Annotated in this window: 14 protein-coding genes and 2 tRNA genes; 12 read left to right on the forward strand and 4 right to left on the reverse strand. The window is 70.7% G+C overall.

What is annotated here, in order from left to right; all coding sequences use genetic code 11:
• Positions 1-154 precede the first annotated feature (154 nt).
• From ACFWA7_RS11205 to ACFWA7_RS11220, 4 genes are all read left to right on the forward strand, one after another.
• On the forward strand, positions 155-751 hold the full coding sequence (locus ACFWA7_RS11205) for a M48 family metallopeptidase (protein ID WP_385822426.1): 597 nt from the start codon (positions 155-157) through the stop codon (positions 749-751).
• A gap of 116 nt (positions 752-867) precedes the next feature.
• Positions 868-2,550, forward strand: a complete 1,683-nt coding sequence (locus tag ACFWA7_RS11210; protein ID WP_385534022.1) for a TerD family protein — start codon at positions 868-870, stop codon at positions 2,548-2,550.
• Between the two features lie 13 nt (positions 2,551-2,563).
• The gene (locus ACFWA7_RS11215) at positions 2,564-3,244 is read left to right on the forward strand and encodes an AIM24 family protein (RefSeq protein WP_385534025.1); all 681 of its coding nucleotides are present in this window, start codon (positions 2,564-2,566) and stop codon (positions 3,242-3,244) included.
• 17 nt (positions 3,245-3,261) lie between these two features.
• The gene (locus tag ACFWA7_RS11220) at positions 3,262-4,017 is read left to right on the forward strand and encodes an AIM24 family protein (protein WP_385534028.1); all 756 of its coding nucleotides are present in this window, start codon (positions 3,262-3,264) and stop codon (positions 4,015-4,017) included.
• A 97-nt stretch (positions 4,018-4,114) separates the two neighbouring features.
• On the opposite strand, the gene ACFWA7_RS11225 is transcribed toward ACFWA7_RS11220, so the two are convergent.
• A complete protein-coding gene (locus tag ACFWA7_RS11225) occupies positions 4,115-4,636 on the reverse strand; it encodes an NUDIX hydrolase (RefSeq protein WP_385822428.1) in 522 nt (173 codons plus the stop codon).
• Positions 4,633-6,066: a zinc-dependent metalloprotease gene (locus ACFWA7_RS11230; protein WP_385822430.1), complete on the reverse strand. Its 1,434-nt coding sequence runs from the start codon at positions 6,064-6,066 to the stop codon at positions 4,633-4,635. The genes ACFWA7_RS11225 and ACFWA7_RS11230 overlap by 4 nt, the downstream gene beginning before the upstream one ends.
• Positions 6,067-6,255: 189 nt before the next feature.
• Between ACFWA7_RS11230 and ACFWA7_RS11235 the strand changes: the two genes are divergently transcribed.
• The 4 genes from ACFWA7_RS11235 to ACFWA7_RS11250 all read left to right on the forward strand — a co-directional run bounded on the left by ACFWA7_RS11235 (position 6,256) and on the right by ACFWA7_RS11250 (position 9,503).
• Positions 6,256-7,362: an SDR family oxidoreductase gene (locus ACFWA7_RS11235; protein ID WP_371654593.1), complete on the forward strand. Its 1,107-nt coding sequence runs from the start codon at positions 6,256-6,258 to the stop codon at positions 7,360-7,362.
• Positions 7,363-7,440: 78 nt separating this feature from the next.
• Positions 7,441-7,902, forward strand: a complete 462-nt coding sequence (locus tag ACFWA7_RS11240; protein ID WP_385822432.1) for a molybdenum cofactor biosynthesis protein MoaE — start codon at positions 7,441-7,443, stop codon at positions 7,900-7,902.
• Between the two features lie 233 nt (positions 7,903-8,135).
• Entirely contained in the window at positions 8,136-8,306 is a 171-nt protein-coding gene (locus tag ACFWA7_RS11245; protein ID WP_385822435.1) for a hypothetical protein, read from the forward strand.
• A 108-nt stretch (positions 8,307-8,414) separates the two neighbouring features.
• The gene (locus ACFWA7_RS11250; protein ID WP_385534041.1) at positions 8,415-9,503 is read left to right on the forward strand and encodes a PDZ domain-containing protein; all 1,089 of its coding nucleotides are present in this window, start codon (positions 8,415-8,417) and stop codon (positions 9,501-9,503) included.
• Positions 9,504-9,592: 89 nt separating this feature from the next.
• Here ACFWA7_RS11250 and ACFWA7_RS11255 read toward each other — a convergent pair whose 3' ends face one another.
• Entirely contained in the window at positions 9,593-10,159 is a 567-nt protein-coding gene (locus tag ACFWA7_RS11255; protein ID WP_385534044.1) for a PPA1309 family protein, read from the reverse strand.
• Between the two features lie 126 nt (positions 10,160-10,285).
• Here ACFWA7_RS11255 and ACFWA7_RS11260 point away from each other — a divergent pair, with 126 nt between their 5' ends.
• The 4 genes from ACFWA7_RS11260 to ACFWA7_RS11275 all read left to right on the forward strand — a co-directional run bounded on the left by ACFWA7_RS11260 (position 10,286) and on the right by ACFWA7_RS11275 (position 15,446).
• Positions 10,286-13,180, forward strand: a complete 2,895-nt coding sequence (locus ACFWA7_RS11260) for a UPF0182 family protein (RefSeq protein WP_385822461.1) — start codon at positions 10,286-10,288, stop codon at positions 13,178-13,180.
• Positions 13,181-13,226: 46 nt separating this feature from the next.
• A tRNA-Met gene (locus ACFWA7_RS11265) sits at positions 13,227-13,300 on the forward strand.
• A gap of 171 nt (positions 13,301-13,471) precedes the next feature.
• Positions 13,472-15,286: a tetratricopeptide repeat protein gene (locus ACFWA7_RS11270; RefSeq protein ID WP_385822437.1), complete on the forward strand. Its 1,815-nt coding sequence runs from the start codon at positions 13,472-13,474 to the stop codon at positions 15,284-15,286.
• 83 nt (positions 15,287-15,369) lie between these two features.
• Positions 15,370-15,446: transfer RNA gene (locus tag ACFWA7_RS11275), tRNA-Met, on the forward strand.
• A 209-nt stretch (positions 15,447-15,655) separates the two neighbouring features.
• Here ACFWA7_RS11275 and ACFWA7_RS11280 read toward each other — a convergent pair.
• Entirely contained in the window at positions 15,656-16,072 is a 417-nt protein-coding gene (locus ACFWA7_RS11280) for a Fur family transcriptional regulator (protein ID WP_385534050.1), read from the reverse strand.
• Positions 16,073-16,153 lie beyond the last annotated feature (81 nt).

A 16,153-nucleotide genomic window follows, 5' to 3' on the forward strand; every position in this document is an offset into this window, starting at 1 on the left:
TCCGTTGCCAGAATGCCGGGTGCGGCGAACTCGTGCGGAAAGTTGTCCACAGGCGGGGGTATTAGTCATTCAAATGGTGCACGCCCGGAATGGATCATGGGTGAACCCTCCCGGAGGCGGGACTTCCCCCACTGACAGCGGGTAACGTCGGGGCGTGCCCGCCGACCCACTGCAGAGTGCCGGAAGCCCGCCCCGCAGTCCGACAAGTCCGCCGCCCCGCGGTCATGCGACGAGCGCGGTCGAGGTGCGCAGGAGCGCCCGGCGCAGCAGGACGGTCTCCGCGTACCGCGAGGGCGACCGCACCATCGTGCTGATTCCGGCCCGGATGTCCGAGGCCGAGGAGCAGCGCTGGGTGAACGTGATGCTCGACAAGCTCGCCGCCCAGGAGAGCAAGCGGATGCTGGGCGACGCGGAACTGACGGAGCGCGCCGAGCGGTTGTCCGACCTGTACTTCGACGGTCGCGCGCGTCCCGCCTCGGTGCGCTGGGTCACCAACCAGAACACCCGCTGGGGCTCGTGCACCCCGGCGGAGGGCAGCATCCGGCTCTCGCACCGGCTCCAGGGTATGCCCGAGTACGTCGTCGACTATGTCCTCGTCCACGAGCTGGCCCACCTCCTGGTGCCGGGCCACGGGCCCCGCTTCTGGCGGCTGCTCGACGCCTACCCCCGTACGGAACGCGCGCGTGGATACCTCGAAGGGGTGGTGGCGGCCGACCGGCTGCCCCATCTGCCCGCCGCTCGCGGAGAGTGATCTCGCCGATCGTGTACCGAATGCGTACCGGCGTGCCACCGGCTTGGCCGATTGTCGTAGGCAGCCGTTAGCCTGGCGCGACCAATCACACTCGGGATGGGGGACGGTCGTTACGCATGGCCAGGGAATTCCAGCGCGGCCACAAGGCCAAGATCAGTGACCTGACAGCGGGAACGGATCTGTATGTAGGCGTGCAGATCGGCGCCCCCGGGCTGTCCTTCGACATCAGCTGCTTCGGCCTCGACGCGAACGAGCAGCTGTCCGACGACCGGTATTTCATCTTCTTCAACCAGCCCAAGTCGCCCGAGGAGTCCATCCAGCTCCTGGGCGCCCAGGCCGGTGACACCGAGTCGTTCCGCATCACCCTGGACCGCGTCCCGGCCCACGTCCACAAGCTCTCGTTCACCGCGACGCTCGACGGCGCGGGCCAGATGTCGCAGGTCGGCTCCGGGTACATCAGAGTCGTCGCCGGCGGCGAAGAAGTCGTCAGATACGCGTTCACGGGTGCCGAGTTCAGCACCGAGCGCGCGGTGATGCTGGGCGACTTCTACCTCAAGGACGTCTGGCGCTTCGCGGCCGTCGGCCAGGGCTTCGACGGCGGTCTGGAGGCGCTGCTGAAGAACTTCGGCGGCGAGGTCGCCGAGGAGGAGCCCGCGGCGCCGCAGCAGCCGCAGGGCGCCGCTCCGGGCTTCTCCCCGCCCGCCCGGACCGCCCCCGCGCCCCAGTTCGGCGCCCCGGCCGCACCGCAGCAGCCCCAGCCCCCGCAGCCGGCCCCGCAGTTCGGCGGCCCCGCCCCGGCCCCGGCTCCCGCGCAGCACTACGCACCGCCGCCGCCGGGATCCACGCCGCCCCCGGCGCCGGCGCCCAGCCCGCAGATCCACGCGGCGCCGACCATCGCCGCGCCCATGACCCTGCCGCCCGGCACCGTCCCGCCCCCGGCCCCCCCGGCCCCGTACGGACAGCCGCCCCAGCAGCCCTCGTACGGCCAGGTCCCGGGTCAGTACCCCGGCCAGGCCCCGCCGCCCGGCGCACCCGCCCCGTACGGCCAGCCCGCGCCCTACGGTCAGCCGGCCCCCTACGGCCAGCCCGCCCCGTACGGTCAGCAGCCCGGTGTCCCGCAAGGGATGCCGCAGCCCGGCGGCGGCCTCGCGGGCGCCATCCAGCAGTACAAGGAGCTGCCCACCGGACAGCGCTGGACCCCGCAGAACAAGCAGCTCGTCCGGGTCGACCTCGGCGCCGGCGGCTCCCCGGTGCTGGCCCGCCAGGGCAGCATGGTGATGTACCAGGGCAAGGTCGACTTCGGCTACAAGGGCGCCGGGTTCGCCGGCCGGATCGTCGGCAACGCGACCGGCCAGGAGATGCAGCTGATGCGCTGCAGCGGCCGAGGCCAGGTCTTCCTCGCCGAGAACAGCGCCCATCTGCACCCCATCGAGCTCCAGGGCGACGGCATCTGTGTCTCCGCCGAGCACGTCCTGGCCTTCGACGAGTCGCTCCAGTACGAGGTCCGCCGCATCGAGGGCCACGGCATCCCCGGTGGCGCGCTGTTCACCATGCAGTTCCAGGGCACCGGCACGCTCGTGGTGATGACCCACGGCACCCCGGTGGTGCTCCCGGTCACCCCGACCACGTTCGCGGACAGCGACGCGATCGTGGCCTGGTCGTCCGCCTCGCAGGTGATCGTCTCCAGCCAGGTGCGGCTGCGCCGCAACGCCTACCCCGGCCACAGCGGCGAGTCCGTCAACCTGCAGTTCCGCGGCGCGCCCGGGAACTTCATCGTCGTCCAGCCGTACGAGGTCTGAGGGAGCCCGGACAATGAACCAGCAGCTCGCGGGCTATGCCCCCACCCCCGTCGCCGCCCGGATGGAGAACCACGGCAGCGCCATGGTCAAGGTGGCCATGGCCACCGGACAGGACCTCTTCGCGCGCGTGGGCTCGATGGTCGCCTACGAAGGCTTCATCCAGTACGAGCCGAACCCGCCGGCCGTGCGCCAGATCGCCCGTGACTGGATCACCGGTGAGGGCGCGCCGCTGATGAAGTGCACCGGCGACGGACTGCTCTACCTCGCCGACTACGGCGCCAATGTGGTCGTCGTCCAGCTCAACAACGATGCGCTGTCCGTCAACGGCACCAATGTGCTGGCCTTCGACGCGAGCCTCCAGTGGGGCGTCGAGCGGGTCAAGGGCCTCGCCAAGTTCGCGGGTCAGGGCCTGTTCAACGTGAAGATCTCCGGCACCGGCTGGGTCGCCCTGACCTCACGCGGCACGCCGGTCGTCGTCGACTGCGGAAGCGGCGAGGACGAGACGTACGTCGACCCGGACGCCCTCGTGGCCTGGTCCCCGAACCTCAAGGTGAAGGGCAAGCGCAGCTTCAAGGCGTCCTCGCTGATCGGCCGGGGCAGCGGAGAGGCGTACCAGATGGCCTTCTCGGGCCAGGGGATCGTCGTCGTACAGCCGAGTGAGGACAGCACCGACCGCCTGCGGGCCCGGGGCTGAGGGGGAGCGAGAACACCATGCAGAGCCCGCTTTTCAGCTACACCGAGCAGCAGTCCCAGGAGCGCTACAGCGCGCACCACTCGCAGATGCTGCGGGTGGTGCTCACCGGTCACGACGACATCCTCGCCCGCAAGGGCTCGATGGTCGCCTACCAGGGGCTGATGGAGTTCGACGGCGAGTACCAGTCGAACGGCCATCAGCGGGCCCGCGCCCACACCGGCGAGGGCCTGGACCTGATGCGCGTCTCCGGTCAGGGCACCGTCTACCTCGCCAACCTCGCGCAGTACGTCCACGTAGTGGACGTGGACCGGGACGGGCTGACCGTGGACAGCGGCTACGTCCTGGCCATGGACTCCTCACTGCACTACGACGTCATCGCTGTGGACAGCCAGTACGGAATCTCCGGCACCGGCAAGTTCCAGCTCAACATCACCGGCACCGGCAAGGTCGTCCTGATGACCTCGGGCCAGCCGCTGATGCTCCAGGTCACCCCGGACAAGTACGTCAACGCCGACGCCGACGCGATCGTGGCCTGGTCCACCTCGCTGCGGGTGCAGATGCAGGCGCAGACGCACTCCACGGGCGTGTGGCGGCGCCGTGGCAACACGGGCGAGGGCTGGGAGCTCAGCTTCCTCGGACAGGGTTTCGCGCTCGTCCAGCCCAGCGAGGTGCTGCCGCCGCAGAACGCGGTGATCGGCCAGGGCATGCGGGCCCAGTACGGCATGGGCCAGCAGGGCGCCCACGCCCAGAACCAGGGCAACGCCTGGAGCTGACCGGGCATCGGTAGTCGGTAAGGGGCGGTCGCCATTGGCGACCGCCCCTTACCCGTTCACCCGTTACTGCCGGTCGGTCCGTCAGCCCGTCAGGCCGTCAGAGACGGGCCCGCGCGGCCTTCATCAGCCGCACCACCGAGTCGTCGGCGACCTCGGCCACCTCGTCGTAGGCGAACCAGCGCAGATCCAGCGACTCGTCGCTGATCGCCTCGACCGCGCCGGGCAGGGCCAGTGCCGCGTACTGGACGTCCAGGTGCCAGTTGCAGGGGGAGGGGATCGGGTGCCGGTCGAGCCGGACGGGCCCGCCCGGCAGCAGTGTGAGACCGGACACACCGGACTCCTCGGTCGCCTCGCGCAGGGCGGCGGCCGTCAGCGAGACGTCCTCCGGCTCGCAGTGGCCGCCCATCTGCAGCCACATGTTCAGCTTGCGGTGCAGCGTCAGCAGCACCTGCCCGCGCTCCGGGGCGATCACCAGCGCGCTCGCCGTGAGGTGGCCGGCCTCGCAGGCCTTCCACATCCCGTCCGGGTGCGCCGACAGATGTTCGAGATACGTCCGGCGCAGCTCGGGCTGGTCCTCGTACGCCTTCAGGACGAGGACGGCGTCTTCGTGCAGGCTCACTTGCCGTCGTCGTCCTTGCTGTCGTCACCCTTGCCGTCGTCGCCCTTGGCCCCGGGGCCGTCCTTGGGCTCGTCCCTGCGGGAAGCCGCCTCGCCGAGCATCTTGTCGAGCTCCGAGAAGTCCAGCTGCTCGCGGTGGACGAAGCCGTCCGGGTCGTCCAGGTCGGAGCCGGTCGGCAGCATGTCCGGGTGCTCCCACAGCCCGTCGCGGCCGTCGACCCCGCGCGCGTCCGTGAGCGAGGCCCACAGGCGCGAGGCGTCCCGCAGCCGGCGCGGGCGCAGCTGGAGACCGATCAGGGTGGCGAAGGTCTGCTCGGCGGGACCGCCGGTCGCCCGGCGCCTGCGCAGCGTCTCGCGCAGGGCGTCGGCCGAGGTGAGGCGCGGCTTGGCGGCCTCGTGGACCACCGCGTCCACCCAGCCTTCGACCAGTGCCAGAGCCGTCTCCAGACGGGCCAGGGCGGCCTTTTGCTCCGGGGTGTCCTCCGGCTGGAACATGCCCTGCTGAAGGGCTTCCTGAAGCTGCTCGGGGTTGGACACGTCGAGCTGACCGACCGCGTCCTCCAGCTTCGCCGTGTCGACCTTGATCCCGCGCGCGTAACCCTCGACCGCGCCGAACAGGTGCGAGCGCAGCCACGGCACATGGGCGAAGAGGCGCTGGTGGGCCGCCTCGCGCAGGGCGAGGTAGAGCCGGACCTCGTCCTTCGGGACGCCCAGGTCCTTGCCGAACGTCTCGATGTTCAGCGGCAGCAGCGCGGCCTTGCCGGCCGGGCCGAGCGGCAGTCCGATGTCGGTCGAGCCGACGACCTCGCCCGCCAGGACGCCCACGGCCTGACCGATCTGCTGGCCGAACATGGCGCCGCCCATGGACCGCATCATGCCGATCAGCGGGCCCGCCATGGCCTGCATCTCCTCGGGCAGCACGCCGCCCATGGCCGCGCCGACGCGCTCGGCGACCGGGTCGACGAGCTCCTTCCAGGCCGGCTGGGTCGCCTCGACCCACTCCGCGCGGCTCCACGCCACGGCCGTCGACGCGCCCGAGGGCAGCGACGTCACCCCGTCCAGCCACAGGTCGGCCAGGCGGACGGCCTCCTCGACGGCGGCGCGCTCGGCCGGGCCGATGCTCTCGTCCTTGGTGCCGTCGGCGGTGCCCTGGGCCACGGTCTGGCGCGCGATCTGCTTGGCCATGTCCCAGTTCACGGGACCGCCCTCGTAGCTGAGCATCTGGCCGAGCTGCTGGAAGGCCGCTCCCAGGTCGTTCGGGTTCAGCGAACCGAACATCGCCGCGAACGGATTGTCCGCACCGCCGGCCCCGGCACCGAACCCGAACGGATTCGCCGGGCCGCCCTGGTTGCCCTTGCCCTTCTCGTTGCCCTCGTCGCCGTTCTCCGGCTCCTCCGGCGGAAGGCCGAATCCGAATGGGTTGTCACTCACGGGTTTCCTCGGCTCCTAGGGCCGCCGGCTCCTGCCGACGGCGACTGCCCACCAACACCACCAGCGTAGACATCCGGGCCGGATAAGGGCTCGGTGCTCCGCCGACTCTTGGCCTGCGGCAGGATGGACGTCACCTGGTCCGTACGCGTCATTCGTGTACGTACTGAAGACAACCGCTGGAGACGCCCGGTGAGTTCCCCAGATCCGCAGGTTCGCGCAGCGCGAAACCCTTCCCCCTCAGCAGCGCGGGGTCCCGTCGTCGCGGTCACCGGTGCCGCGGCCGGAATCGGCGCGCTGCTCACCGCGCGGCTCGCCGCATCCGAGGAGATCAAGCAGGTCATCGCCATCGACGAGCGCCGGGGCGAGGTGACCGAGGCCACCTGGCACATCCTGGACGTGCGCGACCCGGCGATCGCCGAGAAGCTGCGCGGCGCCGATGTCGTCGTCCATCTGGCGCTCGACCTCGACCTGGAGACCGACGCGGCCGCCCGTACGGCGTACAACGTACGCGGTACGCAGACCGTGCTGACCGCGGCCGCCGCGGCCGGGGTCCACCGGGTCGTGCTGTGCACCTCGGCCATGGTCTACGGGGCGCTGCCCGACAACGACATCCCGCTCTCCGAGGACGCCGAGCTACGGGCCACCGCCGAGGCGACCGGCGTCGGCGACCTGCTGGAGATCGAGCGCCTGGGCCGCCGCGCCCCGCGCGCCCACCCCGGCCTCAACGTCACGGTGGTCCGGCCCGCCGTCCTGGTCGGCGGCACCGACACCGCGCTCACCCGCTACTTCGAGTCGCCGCGCCTCCTGGTGGTCGCCGGATCCCGTCCGACCTGGCAGTTCTGCCACGTCGAGGACCTGTGCAGCGCTCTGGAGTACGCGGCTCTGGAGAAGGTCGACGGGGAGTTCGCGGTCGGCTGCGACGGGTGGCTCGAACAGGAAGAGGTCGAGGAGCTCAGCGGCATCCGGCGGATGGAGCTGCCCTCGGCGGTCGCGCTCGGCGCCGCGGCCCGGCTGCACCGGATCGGGCTCACCCCGTCCCCGGCGGGCGACCTGGCGTACACGATGCACCCCTGGGTGGTCAGCGTCGGGCGGCTGCACGACGCGGGCTGGCGGCCGCAGTGGACCAACGAGGAGGTCCTCGCGGAGCTCCTGGAGGAGGCCGCGGGGCGACACACCGTGGCGGGGCGCCGGCTGGGCCGGAAGGACGCCACCGCCGCCGGAGCCGCCGGAGCGACGGTCGCCCTGCTGGGAGCGGCCGCGGTGGTCCGCAGGGCCCGCAAGCGCCGGGGGCTGTAGGACCCTCCTACGGAGGGTGTGGGTGACGGGGTGAAAGAGCTGTACCGCGATGTCAGTGCGGTACGGCACGATGGATCCATGGCACAGACGCACTCCGATCACCCCGGCGAGCAGGCGGCGGACGATCCGATCCGGCTGCTTGAGATCCGTGACACCCCGCTCTCCCTGGACGAGGTGTTCCGCGCCGTGGGGGACCCCTCGGCGGGCGGCACCGCGCTCTTCGTCGGCACCGTGCGCGACCACGACGGCGGCGCGGACGTGGCCGCGCTGGGGTACTCGTGCCATCCGACGGCCGAGGCGGAGATGCGCCGAGTGGCCGACAAGGTCGTCGCCGAGTTCCCGGTCCGCGCGCTGGCGGCCGTCCACCGGGTGGGCGAACTGGCCGTGGGCGATCTGGCGGTCGTCGTGGCGGTCTCCTGCCCGCACCGCGGGGAGGCGTTCGCGGCGTGCCGCAAGCTGATCGACGACCTGAAACACGAGGTCCCGATCTGGAAGAACCAGAAGTTCGCGGACGGAACCGAGGAGTGGGTCGGCGCGTAGCGCCCTCGTTGAGGGGTGGCGGTCGGGCGACGGGAGGGCGGGTCGGCGCCTGCCGGCCCCCGGAGGGTGCCCCCAACGGGTGAACGGGTCGCCCGGTCGGGGTGTCTGAAACCCTGTCGGGGGGATCCGCCCCGATTTGCGTAACCGCACCCCTGCCCCGAGCGTTGATCTCGCAGATGGTTAATCTGCTGATCTGTCAGTTGCGGACGCTCATTTGGGGACGGGAGGACGGAATGGCTGCACTCACCTGGCTGCTGATTCCGCTTTTCGCTGCTGTCGGCGCGGCGATATGGGCGAGCTGGGCCGCCCGCAATCGCACGACCGGCGACATAGCGGAACTCGCCGGCTACAGCCGGTTCCGAGAGGCGATGGAGAAATCCCACGCCGGAACCGAGCCCGTCTGACCCCCCTCTGCGCGCTCCTCGCGCCCCGGCCAGTACGCGGATGCCGACCCTCCTCGTACGGACCGGCCCCGGCGGTGCACCGACAGGCACGTCCCGTACTGTCGTTCCATGCCACGCCGCACCGCGACGATGCTCGCCTCCACCTTGATCCTCATCGCGTTGCTCTGCGCGGGCGTCCTCATCAAAGTGCCGTACTCGGAGATGTCGCCCGGCCCCACGGTGAACACTCTCGGTGAGGCGCGTGGCGAGCCCGTGCTGCAGATCTCCGGGCACAAGACCTACCCGACGACCGGCCATCTGAACATGACGACGGTCAGGGTCACCGGTGCGGACTACAACATGAACCTGGTCGAGGCCGTCTACGGCTGGCTGGCTCATGACAACAAGGTCGTGCCGCACGACACGCTCTACCCGGACGGCAAGACCGAGGAGCAGTCCTCGCAGGAGAACGCCGAGGAGTTCAGCCAGTCCCAGGAGAGCGCCAAGGTCGCCGCGCTCAACGAGCTGAAGATCCCGGTGAAGTCCTGGGTCATCGTGGCGTCCGTGGTCAAGGGCAGCCCGGCCGAGAACAAGCTCCACGCGGGCGATGTGATCAAGTCCGTCGACGGCTCTCCCGTCAAGGAGCCGGCCGACGTGGCGAAGCTGGTCACCAAGCACCGCCCGGGCCAGAACGTGGTCTTCGCGGTCGTCCCGGCCAAGGAGGCGGCCGCGGCGGAGAAGGCGGGCAAGGAGCCCGAGGGCTCCGAGAACGTCACGATCACCACGGACAAGGCCAAGGACGGCGACCGGGCGATCGTGGGGATCCAGGCCGGGACCGACCACACCTTCCCGTTCTCCATCGACATCAAGCTCGCGGACGTCGGCGGCCCGAGCGCGGGGCTGATGTTCGCCCTCGGCATCGTCGACAAGCTGACGCCCGGCGATCTGACCGGCGGCAAGTTCATCGCCGGTACGGGGACGATCGACGACGCGGGCAAGGTCGGCCCGATCGGCGGCATCGAGATGAAGCTGATCGGCGCGCGCGGCGCGGGCGCCCGCTACTTCCTGACGCCCGCCGAGAACTGCGCGGCGGCCGCCTCGGACACCCCCGGCGGGCTGACCCTGGTGAAGGTCTCCACCATCGACGACGCGACCAAGGCGCTGGAGAAGCTCCGCAAGGGCGACACGGCCGGTCTGCCGAGCTGCTCGGCGAAGTGACCGGCCGCGCCCACGCGCGCGTGGTGCGGGAGTGCGTCTCTCACCACGCGCGCGTAGGCGCACCCGTCTCGTAGCGTCAGTACCGCGCGTTACTCGGCGAAGGTCGCGACCAGCGCCTCGGCGAGGCCCGGGACCAGGCCGGCGCCGGTGAGCACCTCGGTCGGCGAGTCCTTCTCGCGCAGCCGCACCGCCGACTCGCGGGCGCCGTCGCGCAGCACCGCCACGGTCATCCGGACCTCCTGGCGGTCCGGGTGCTTGGCCACCCACTTCGCCAGCTGCTTGTCGTTCATGCCCTCGGGCACGGACGTCTCGGCCGACGGCGGAAGCATCAGGCGCTCCACGGTCAGCGCGCAGCCGACCACCGCGTCCGGCCAGGCGATGGTGCCGAGGAAGTCGTCGAGGGCCCGGCCGGCCGGGATCTCGTCCTGCTCGATGGGGGTCAGCGGGGCGGCCGTGTCGCCCTGGTCGAGGCCGAGCTGGGAGGCGAGTCCCGGCTCCTGCGTACGGAGCTTGGCCGTGTCGACGAGGGCGAACAGGCGGGCCGGCTGGTCCCAGCCGAGGCCGGACGCGTACTCGTCGATTTCCAGCACTGCGCGGGTGAGGGGGCTCGCGGCCATCGGGGGGCCGGAGGGGGAAACGTTGGACATGAGCAACATCCTGCCCTCTTTCACCCCGGGATCGGGAACTGAGTAAAGCCTCAGTAAGTTGCATGAGTGGGCTCTACGATCGCGGGGCCTGCTCAATCGACAGCTAACTTCGAGGTGCGCACCTTGGCTTTCCAGATGCCGGACCGCGGCGGAGGCCCGTCCGGGCCACGGATCAGAGTCGGCCGGCCGTCCCGCCGGGTCCGGACCCTGCTCATGACACTGGGCATCCTGGCCGTGCTGGCCATGGTGTTCGTCATGTTCGCCGGGTTCTGGACGGACTGGCTCTGGTACCGATCGGTGCACTATTCGTCCGTATTCACCACCACCCTGTGGACCAAGATCGGCCTGTTCTCGGTCTTCGGTCTCCTGATGGCCGTGGCCGTCGGCCTCAACATCTGGCTGGCGCACCGGCTGCGTCCGCCGCTCAGCGCGATGTCGCTGGAGCAGCAGAGCCTGGACCGCTACCGGATGGGCATCGCCCCGTTCAAGAAGTGGCTGCTCCTGGGCATCACCGCGCTCGTCGGCCTGATCGCCGGAGCCTCCGCCTCCGGGCAGTGGCGCACCTGGCTGCTGTGGGTCAACGGGGTGCCCTTCGGGCAGAAGGACCCCCAGTTCCACCTGGATGTGTCCTTCTACGCCTTCGACCTGCCCTGGTACCGGTTCCTGGTCGGCTTCGGCTTCGCGGCCACCGTGCTGTCCCTGATCGCCGCCGCCCTCACGCACTACCTGTACGGGGGGCTGCGGATCACCAGCCCCGGAGCGCGCGCCACCGGCGCGGCCACCGGGCACCTGTCGGTGCTGCTCGGCGTCTTCGTCGCCCTGAAGGCCGTGGCGTACTGGCTCGACCGGTACGGGCTGGCGGTGAAGTCCAGCGACTTCAAGGCCAGCAGCAACTGGACGGGTCTGCGGTACGTGGACGCCAACGCCTATCTGCCGGCGAAGACGATCCTCTTCTGCATCGCCGTCATCTGCGCGCTGCTCTTCTTCGCGACGCTGTGGCGCCGCACCTGGCAGCTTCCGGTGATCGGCTTCGGCCTGATGGTCCTCTCGGCGATCCTGATCGGCGGGCTCTACCCGGCGATCGTCCAGAAGTTCCAGGTCCAGCCGAACGAGCAGGCCAAGGAAGCGCCGTACATCCAGAAGAACATCGACGCCACGCGCGAGGCGTACGGCATCGACGCCACCGAGGTGAAGGACTACAAGGGGACGACCGCGGCGGAGGACAACGGCAAGCTGCGCGCGGACGCCGACACGGCCGCCAGCTACCGGCTGATCGACCCCAATGTCGTCACCCCGGCCTTCCAGCAGCTCCAGCAGGAGCGCAAGTACTACCAGTTCGCCGTACCGCTGGACGTGGACCGCTACACGGACAAGGACGGCAAGGAGCAGGACACGGTCGTCGGTCTGCGCGAGCTGAACCTCAACGGCATCGACAAGCGCAACTGGATCAACGACCACTTCACCTACACCCACGGCTACGGTGTGATCGCGGCCAAGGGCACCAGCGTGGACTCCACGGGCTCCCCGGACTTCACCGAGTCCGGACTGCCGACCACCGGCCAGCTCGGCGACTACGAGCAGAAGATCTACTACGGCGAGAAGACCGAGCAGTACTCGATCGTCGGCGGTCCGCAGAAAGAGCTCGACTACGAGGCCGAGGGCAAGGGCCAGGAGACGACGAGCTTCAAGGGCAAGGGCGGGGTCAACCTGTCCAACCCCTTCAACCGCGCCGCGTACGCGGTGGCCTTCAGCGAGCCGCAGATCCTGTACTCGGGAGCCATCGGCGAGGGCTCGAAGATCCTCTACAACCGCACCCCGAAGCAGCGCGTGGAGGCGGTCGCCCCGTGGCTGACCATCGACGGCGACCCCTACCCGGCCAAGATCGGCAAGCGGATCCAGTGGGTCGTCGACGCGTACACCACGACCAACGGCTATCCCTACGCTTCGCGTACGACGCTCGGTGAGACGACGGCGGATTCGCTGACCACCCGCCAGCGCGCGGTGGTGGCCCAGCAGAACCAGGTCAACTACATCCGCAACTCGGTGAAGGCCACCGTCGACGCGTACGACGGCACGGTCACGCTGTACCAGTGGGACACCAAGGACCCGGTCCTGAAGACCTGGATGAAGGCGTTCCCCGGCACGGTGAAGCCGAAGACCGACATCTCCCCGGAGCTGCTGGCCCATCTGCGGTACCCGCAGGACATGTTCAAGGTCCAGCGCGAGCTGCTCACCCGCTACCACGTCACCAACCCCGCCCAGTTCTACAGCGGCAGTGACGCGTGGCAGGTGCCGGACGACCCGACCAACAAGGACGGCGTCGCGGTTCCGCCGTACTACCTGTCGATGAAGATGCCGGGCGCCGAGACGCAGGGGAAGAAGTTCTCCCTGACCACGACGTTCACGCCGAACGGGCGGCCCAACCTGGGCGGGTTCATGGCGATCGACGCGGACGCGGCGAGCAAGGACTTCGGCACGATCAGACTGCTCCGGGTCACGGACAACGTCCAGGGCCCGCAACAGGTGCAGAGCAAGCTGAACGGTCTGCCGGAGGTCGCCGAGTTCGTACGGAACCTGCGCGGCAGCGACTCCGAGATCGACTACGGCAATCTGCTGACCGTGCCACTGGGCGGCGGGTTCCTGTACATCGAGCCGGTCTACGCGCGCGGTGGCTCCGCCAACTACCCGCTCCTGAAGAAGGTCGGCGTCTCCTACGGGGACAAGACCGTGTTCAAGGACACCCTGGCGCAGGCGCTGAACGCGGTGTTCGGCGTGGACGGCTCCGAGCCGCCCGCGACCAAGCCGCCGACGGACACCACCAAGCCGCCGTCCACCGGGACGAACGCCACGGTGGAGCAGGCCATCAAGGACGCCCAGAAGGCGTGGGACGACGGTCAGAAGGCGCTGCAGAAGGGCGACTTCGCGGCGTACGGCAAGGCTCAGCAGGAGCTCCAGGCAGCCCTGCAGCACGCCGCCGAGGCCGAGTCCAAGGCCAAGGGGTCCACCGGCGGAACCACCGGCGGCGGGTAAACCGGTCAAGGCTCCGTTCCGCGTCGTGATACGTTGTATTCACCGACGCGGGGTGGAGCAGCTCGGTAGCTCGCTGGGCTCATAACCCAGAGGTCGCAGGTTCAAATCCTGTCCCCGCTACTCACGGACGAGGGCCCGGATCCATCAGGTTCGGGGCCCTCGTCGATTTGTGCGTCCGGATGTGCCTCTGCTGCGTTTGGCTTATCTCTCTGTGGGCATGTCGACAAAACGCTGAAGTGACCTCACTGGCTGCGGTATACCAGGTGTACGGCGGTTGCGGGTGGTGCGACGATGGTATTTATGGGGGACAGGGCAACTCTGTTGGAGACAGGGCGGTTTGCGCGGATGCGCTCCGATGACGCCGCCGATGCCGAGACCGAGGCACGGCACCGGCGTGCTGCCGACAGCGGCGACGCCGCGTCCATGAGCGTTCTCGGCTCCCTGCTGCTGCGCCGCGGCGACCTCGACAGCGCCGAGCGCTATCTGCGCGGCGCCACCGCCGAGGGCGACCGTGCCGCGGCCAACAACCTGGGCGTGCTGCTGCACCAGCGCGGCTACGCCGACGAGGCGGCCGGGTGGTGGCGCATCGCCGCCGTCGCGGGCTCCGCCGCCGCGGCGCACGCGCTGGGGCGCCACTATCGCGAGCGCGGCGACGAGCCGGCGGCCGAGTACTGGCTGCGCCAGTCCGCCGAGCAGGGCCATGCGCTGGGGGCCTACGCCCTCGCGGACCTGCTGGAACACCGCAGCGACGTGGGCGCCGAGCGCTGGCTGCGCGCCGCCGCCGAGCAGGGTCACCGGGAGGCCGCGTACCGCCTCGCCCGGCTCATCGACCAGCGGGCCGAGCATGACGGCGGCGAGTCTGACATCGCTGTCGAGGCCGAGCCGGACACCGAGGCCAGGGCGGCCGAGGCCGAGCAGTGGTACCGCCAGGCGGCCGCGCGCGGCCATCGGCGGGCCGCGCTGCACCTCGGCGCGATCCTGGAGAAGCGCGGCGAGCTGAAGGAGGCCGGGCGCTGGTATCTGACCTCGGCCAAGGACGGCGAGGCCAAGGCGGCCTGCGCGCTCGGGTTCCTGCTGCGGGACGCGGGCGACGAGGAGAGCGCGGCCGTGTGGTGGCTGCGGGCCGCCCAGGACGGCGACGGCAACGCCGCCAACGCCCTGGGCGCGCTGCACGCGGCCCGGGGCGAGCCGCAGACCGCCGAGCGCTGGTACCGGGCGGCGATGGACGCCGGGGACGACAACGGGGCGTACAACCTGGCGCTGCTCTGCGCCGCCCAGGAGCGGACCGCGCAGGCCGAGCAGTGGTACCGGCGGGCCGCGTACGCGGGGCACCGCGAGGCGGCCAACGCGCTCGCCGTGCTGCTGCTCCAGGCCGGCGACGCGACCGGCGCCGAGCCGTGGTTCTCCAAGGCGGCCGAGGCGGGCAGCGTGGACGCGGCCTTCAACCTGGGCATCCTCTTCGCCAGCCGCGACGACGACCACGCCGCCCTGAAGTGGTACGAGCGGGCGGCGGCGGCCGGGCACACCGAGGCGGCCCTCCAGGTCGGCATGGCGCTGCTCAGGGACGGCGAGGAGGCGGCCGCGGAGCGGCATCTGCGGTGCGCGGCGGGCGGCGGCAGCGCGGAGGCGGCGTTCCGGCTCGCCACCGTGCTCGACGCGCGCCAGCCGCCGCAGGGTGCGCCGGTGCTCGGCGAGCCGCCGGCCGAGAAGACGGAGTGCGAGGAGTGGTACGAGCGGGCGGCCGGACAGGGGCACCGGCGTGCCCAGGTCCGCGTCGGCATGCTCGCGGCGGCCCGCGGCGACCAGGACGGCGCCGCGCGCTGGTACCGGGAGGCGGCCGAGGCGGGCAGCCGCAACGGCGCCTTCAACCTCGGGCTGCTGCTCGCCCGCGAGGGGCGGGAGCGGGAGGCCGCGCTGTGGTGGACCCGGGCCGCCAACGCGGGGCACGGGCGCGCGGCGCTGCGGCTCGCGCTGCTCGCCGCGCGGTGCGGGGAGCTGGCCGAGGGGCAGCGGTGGTGCGCCCGGGCCGTGGAGCTGGGGCCGGCGGAGGTGGCGGAGCGGGCGGCGCGGCTACGGGAGGCGCTGCACCAGGAGCTGACCGCATAGCCCTGTGCGCCGCGGCGCGCACGCTGGGTGCGCCGATCGGGTTTGCGCTGGTCGGCGGGGTGACGTACTGTTGGGTTCACCGACGCGGGGTGGAGCAGCTCGGTAGCTCGCTGGGCTCATAACCCAGAGGTCGCAGGTTCAAATCCTGTCCCCGCTACCAAAGTACTCAGGGCCCGGATCCGAATGGATCCGGGCCCTGAGTCATTTCCGGGTGCAGGCCGGTGGGTGTTGGTGCCCACCCGGTTCAGTTCCGCCCTTGCGGCACGCATGCCCACCCACCACGGGAAACGGGAAGGCGCAGCCCACACGTAACCACGGGAAACGGGAAGGCGCAGCTCACGCGACCGCCGCCGTCCCGCCGGCCGCCCTCTAGGCCGTCGTGCAGTTCGGGCAGATCCCCCGGTACGTGACCTCTACGTCCGAGATCGTGAAGCCGAAGCGTTCCGTCGCGGGGAGGTCGGAGAGCGGGTTGCCGGTGGGGTGGACGTCGCGGATCGCGCCGCACCGGGCGCAGACCAGGTGCTGGTGGGGCTGGTGCGCGTTCGGGTCGTACCGCTTGGCGCGGCGGTCCGTGGAGACCTCGATGACCTCACCCAGCGTCACCATCTCGCCCAGTGTGTTGTAGACGGTCGCGCGGGAGATCTCGGGGAGCTTCGCCACAGCGCGCGCGTGGACCTCGTCCGCCGTCAGGTGCATGTGGTCCCCGTCGAGGACCTCGGCCACGACGCGCCGCTGTGCGGTCATACGCCAGCCGCGTCCGCGAAGTCGTTCCAACAGGTCACTCATAAGGGCCAGCCTAACAGCCGGGGGAGCGGTATCCCGAACGGGTGTGACTTTGGATGGTCACTTGACTTAGACAATGTCCAT

Source organism: Streptomyces sp. NPDC059994 (assembly GCF_042737755.1).
Lineage (GTDB): Bacteria > Actinomycetota > Actinomycetes > Streptomycetales > Streptomycetaceae > Streptomyces.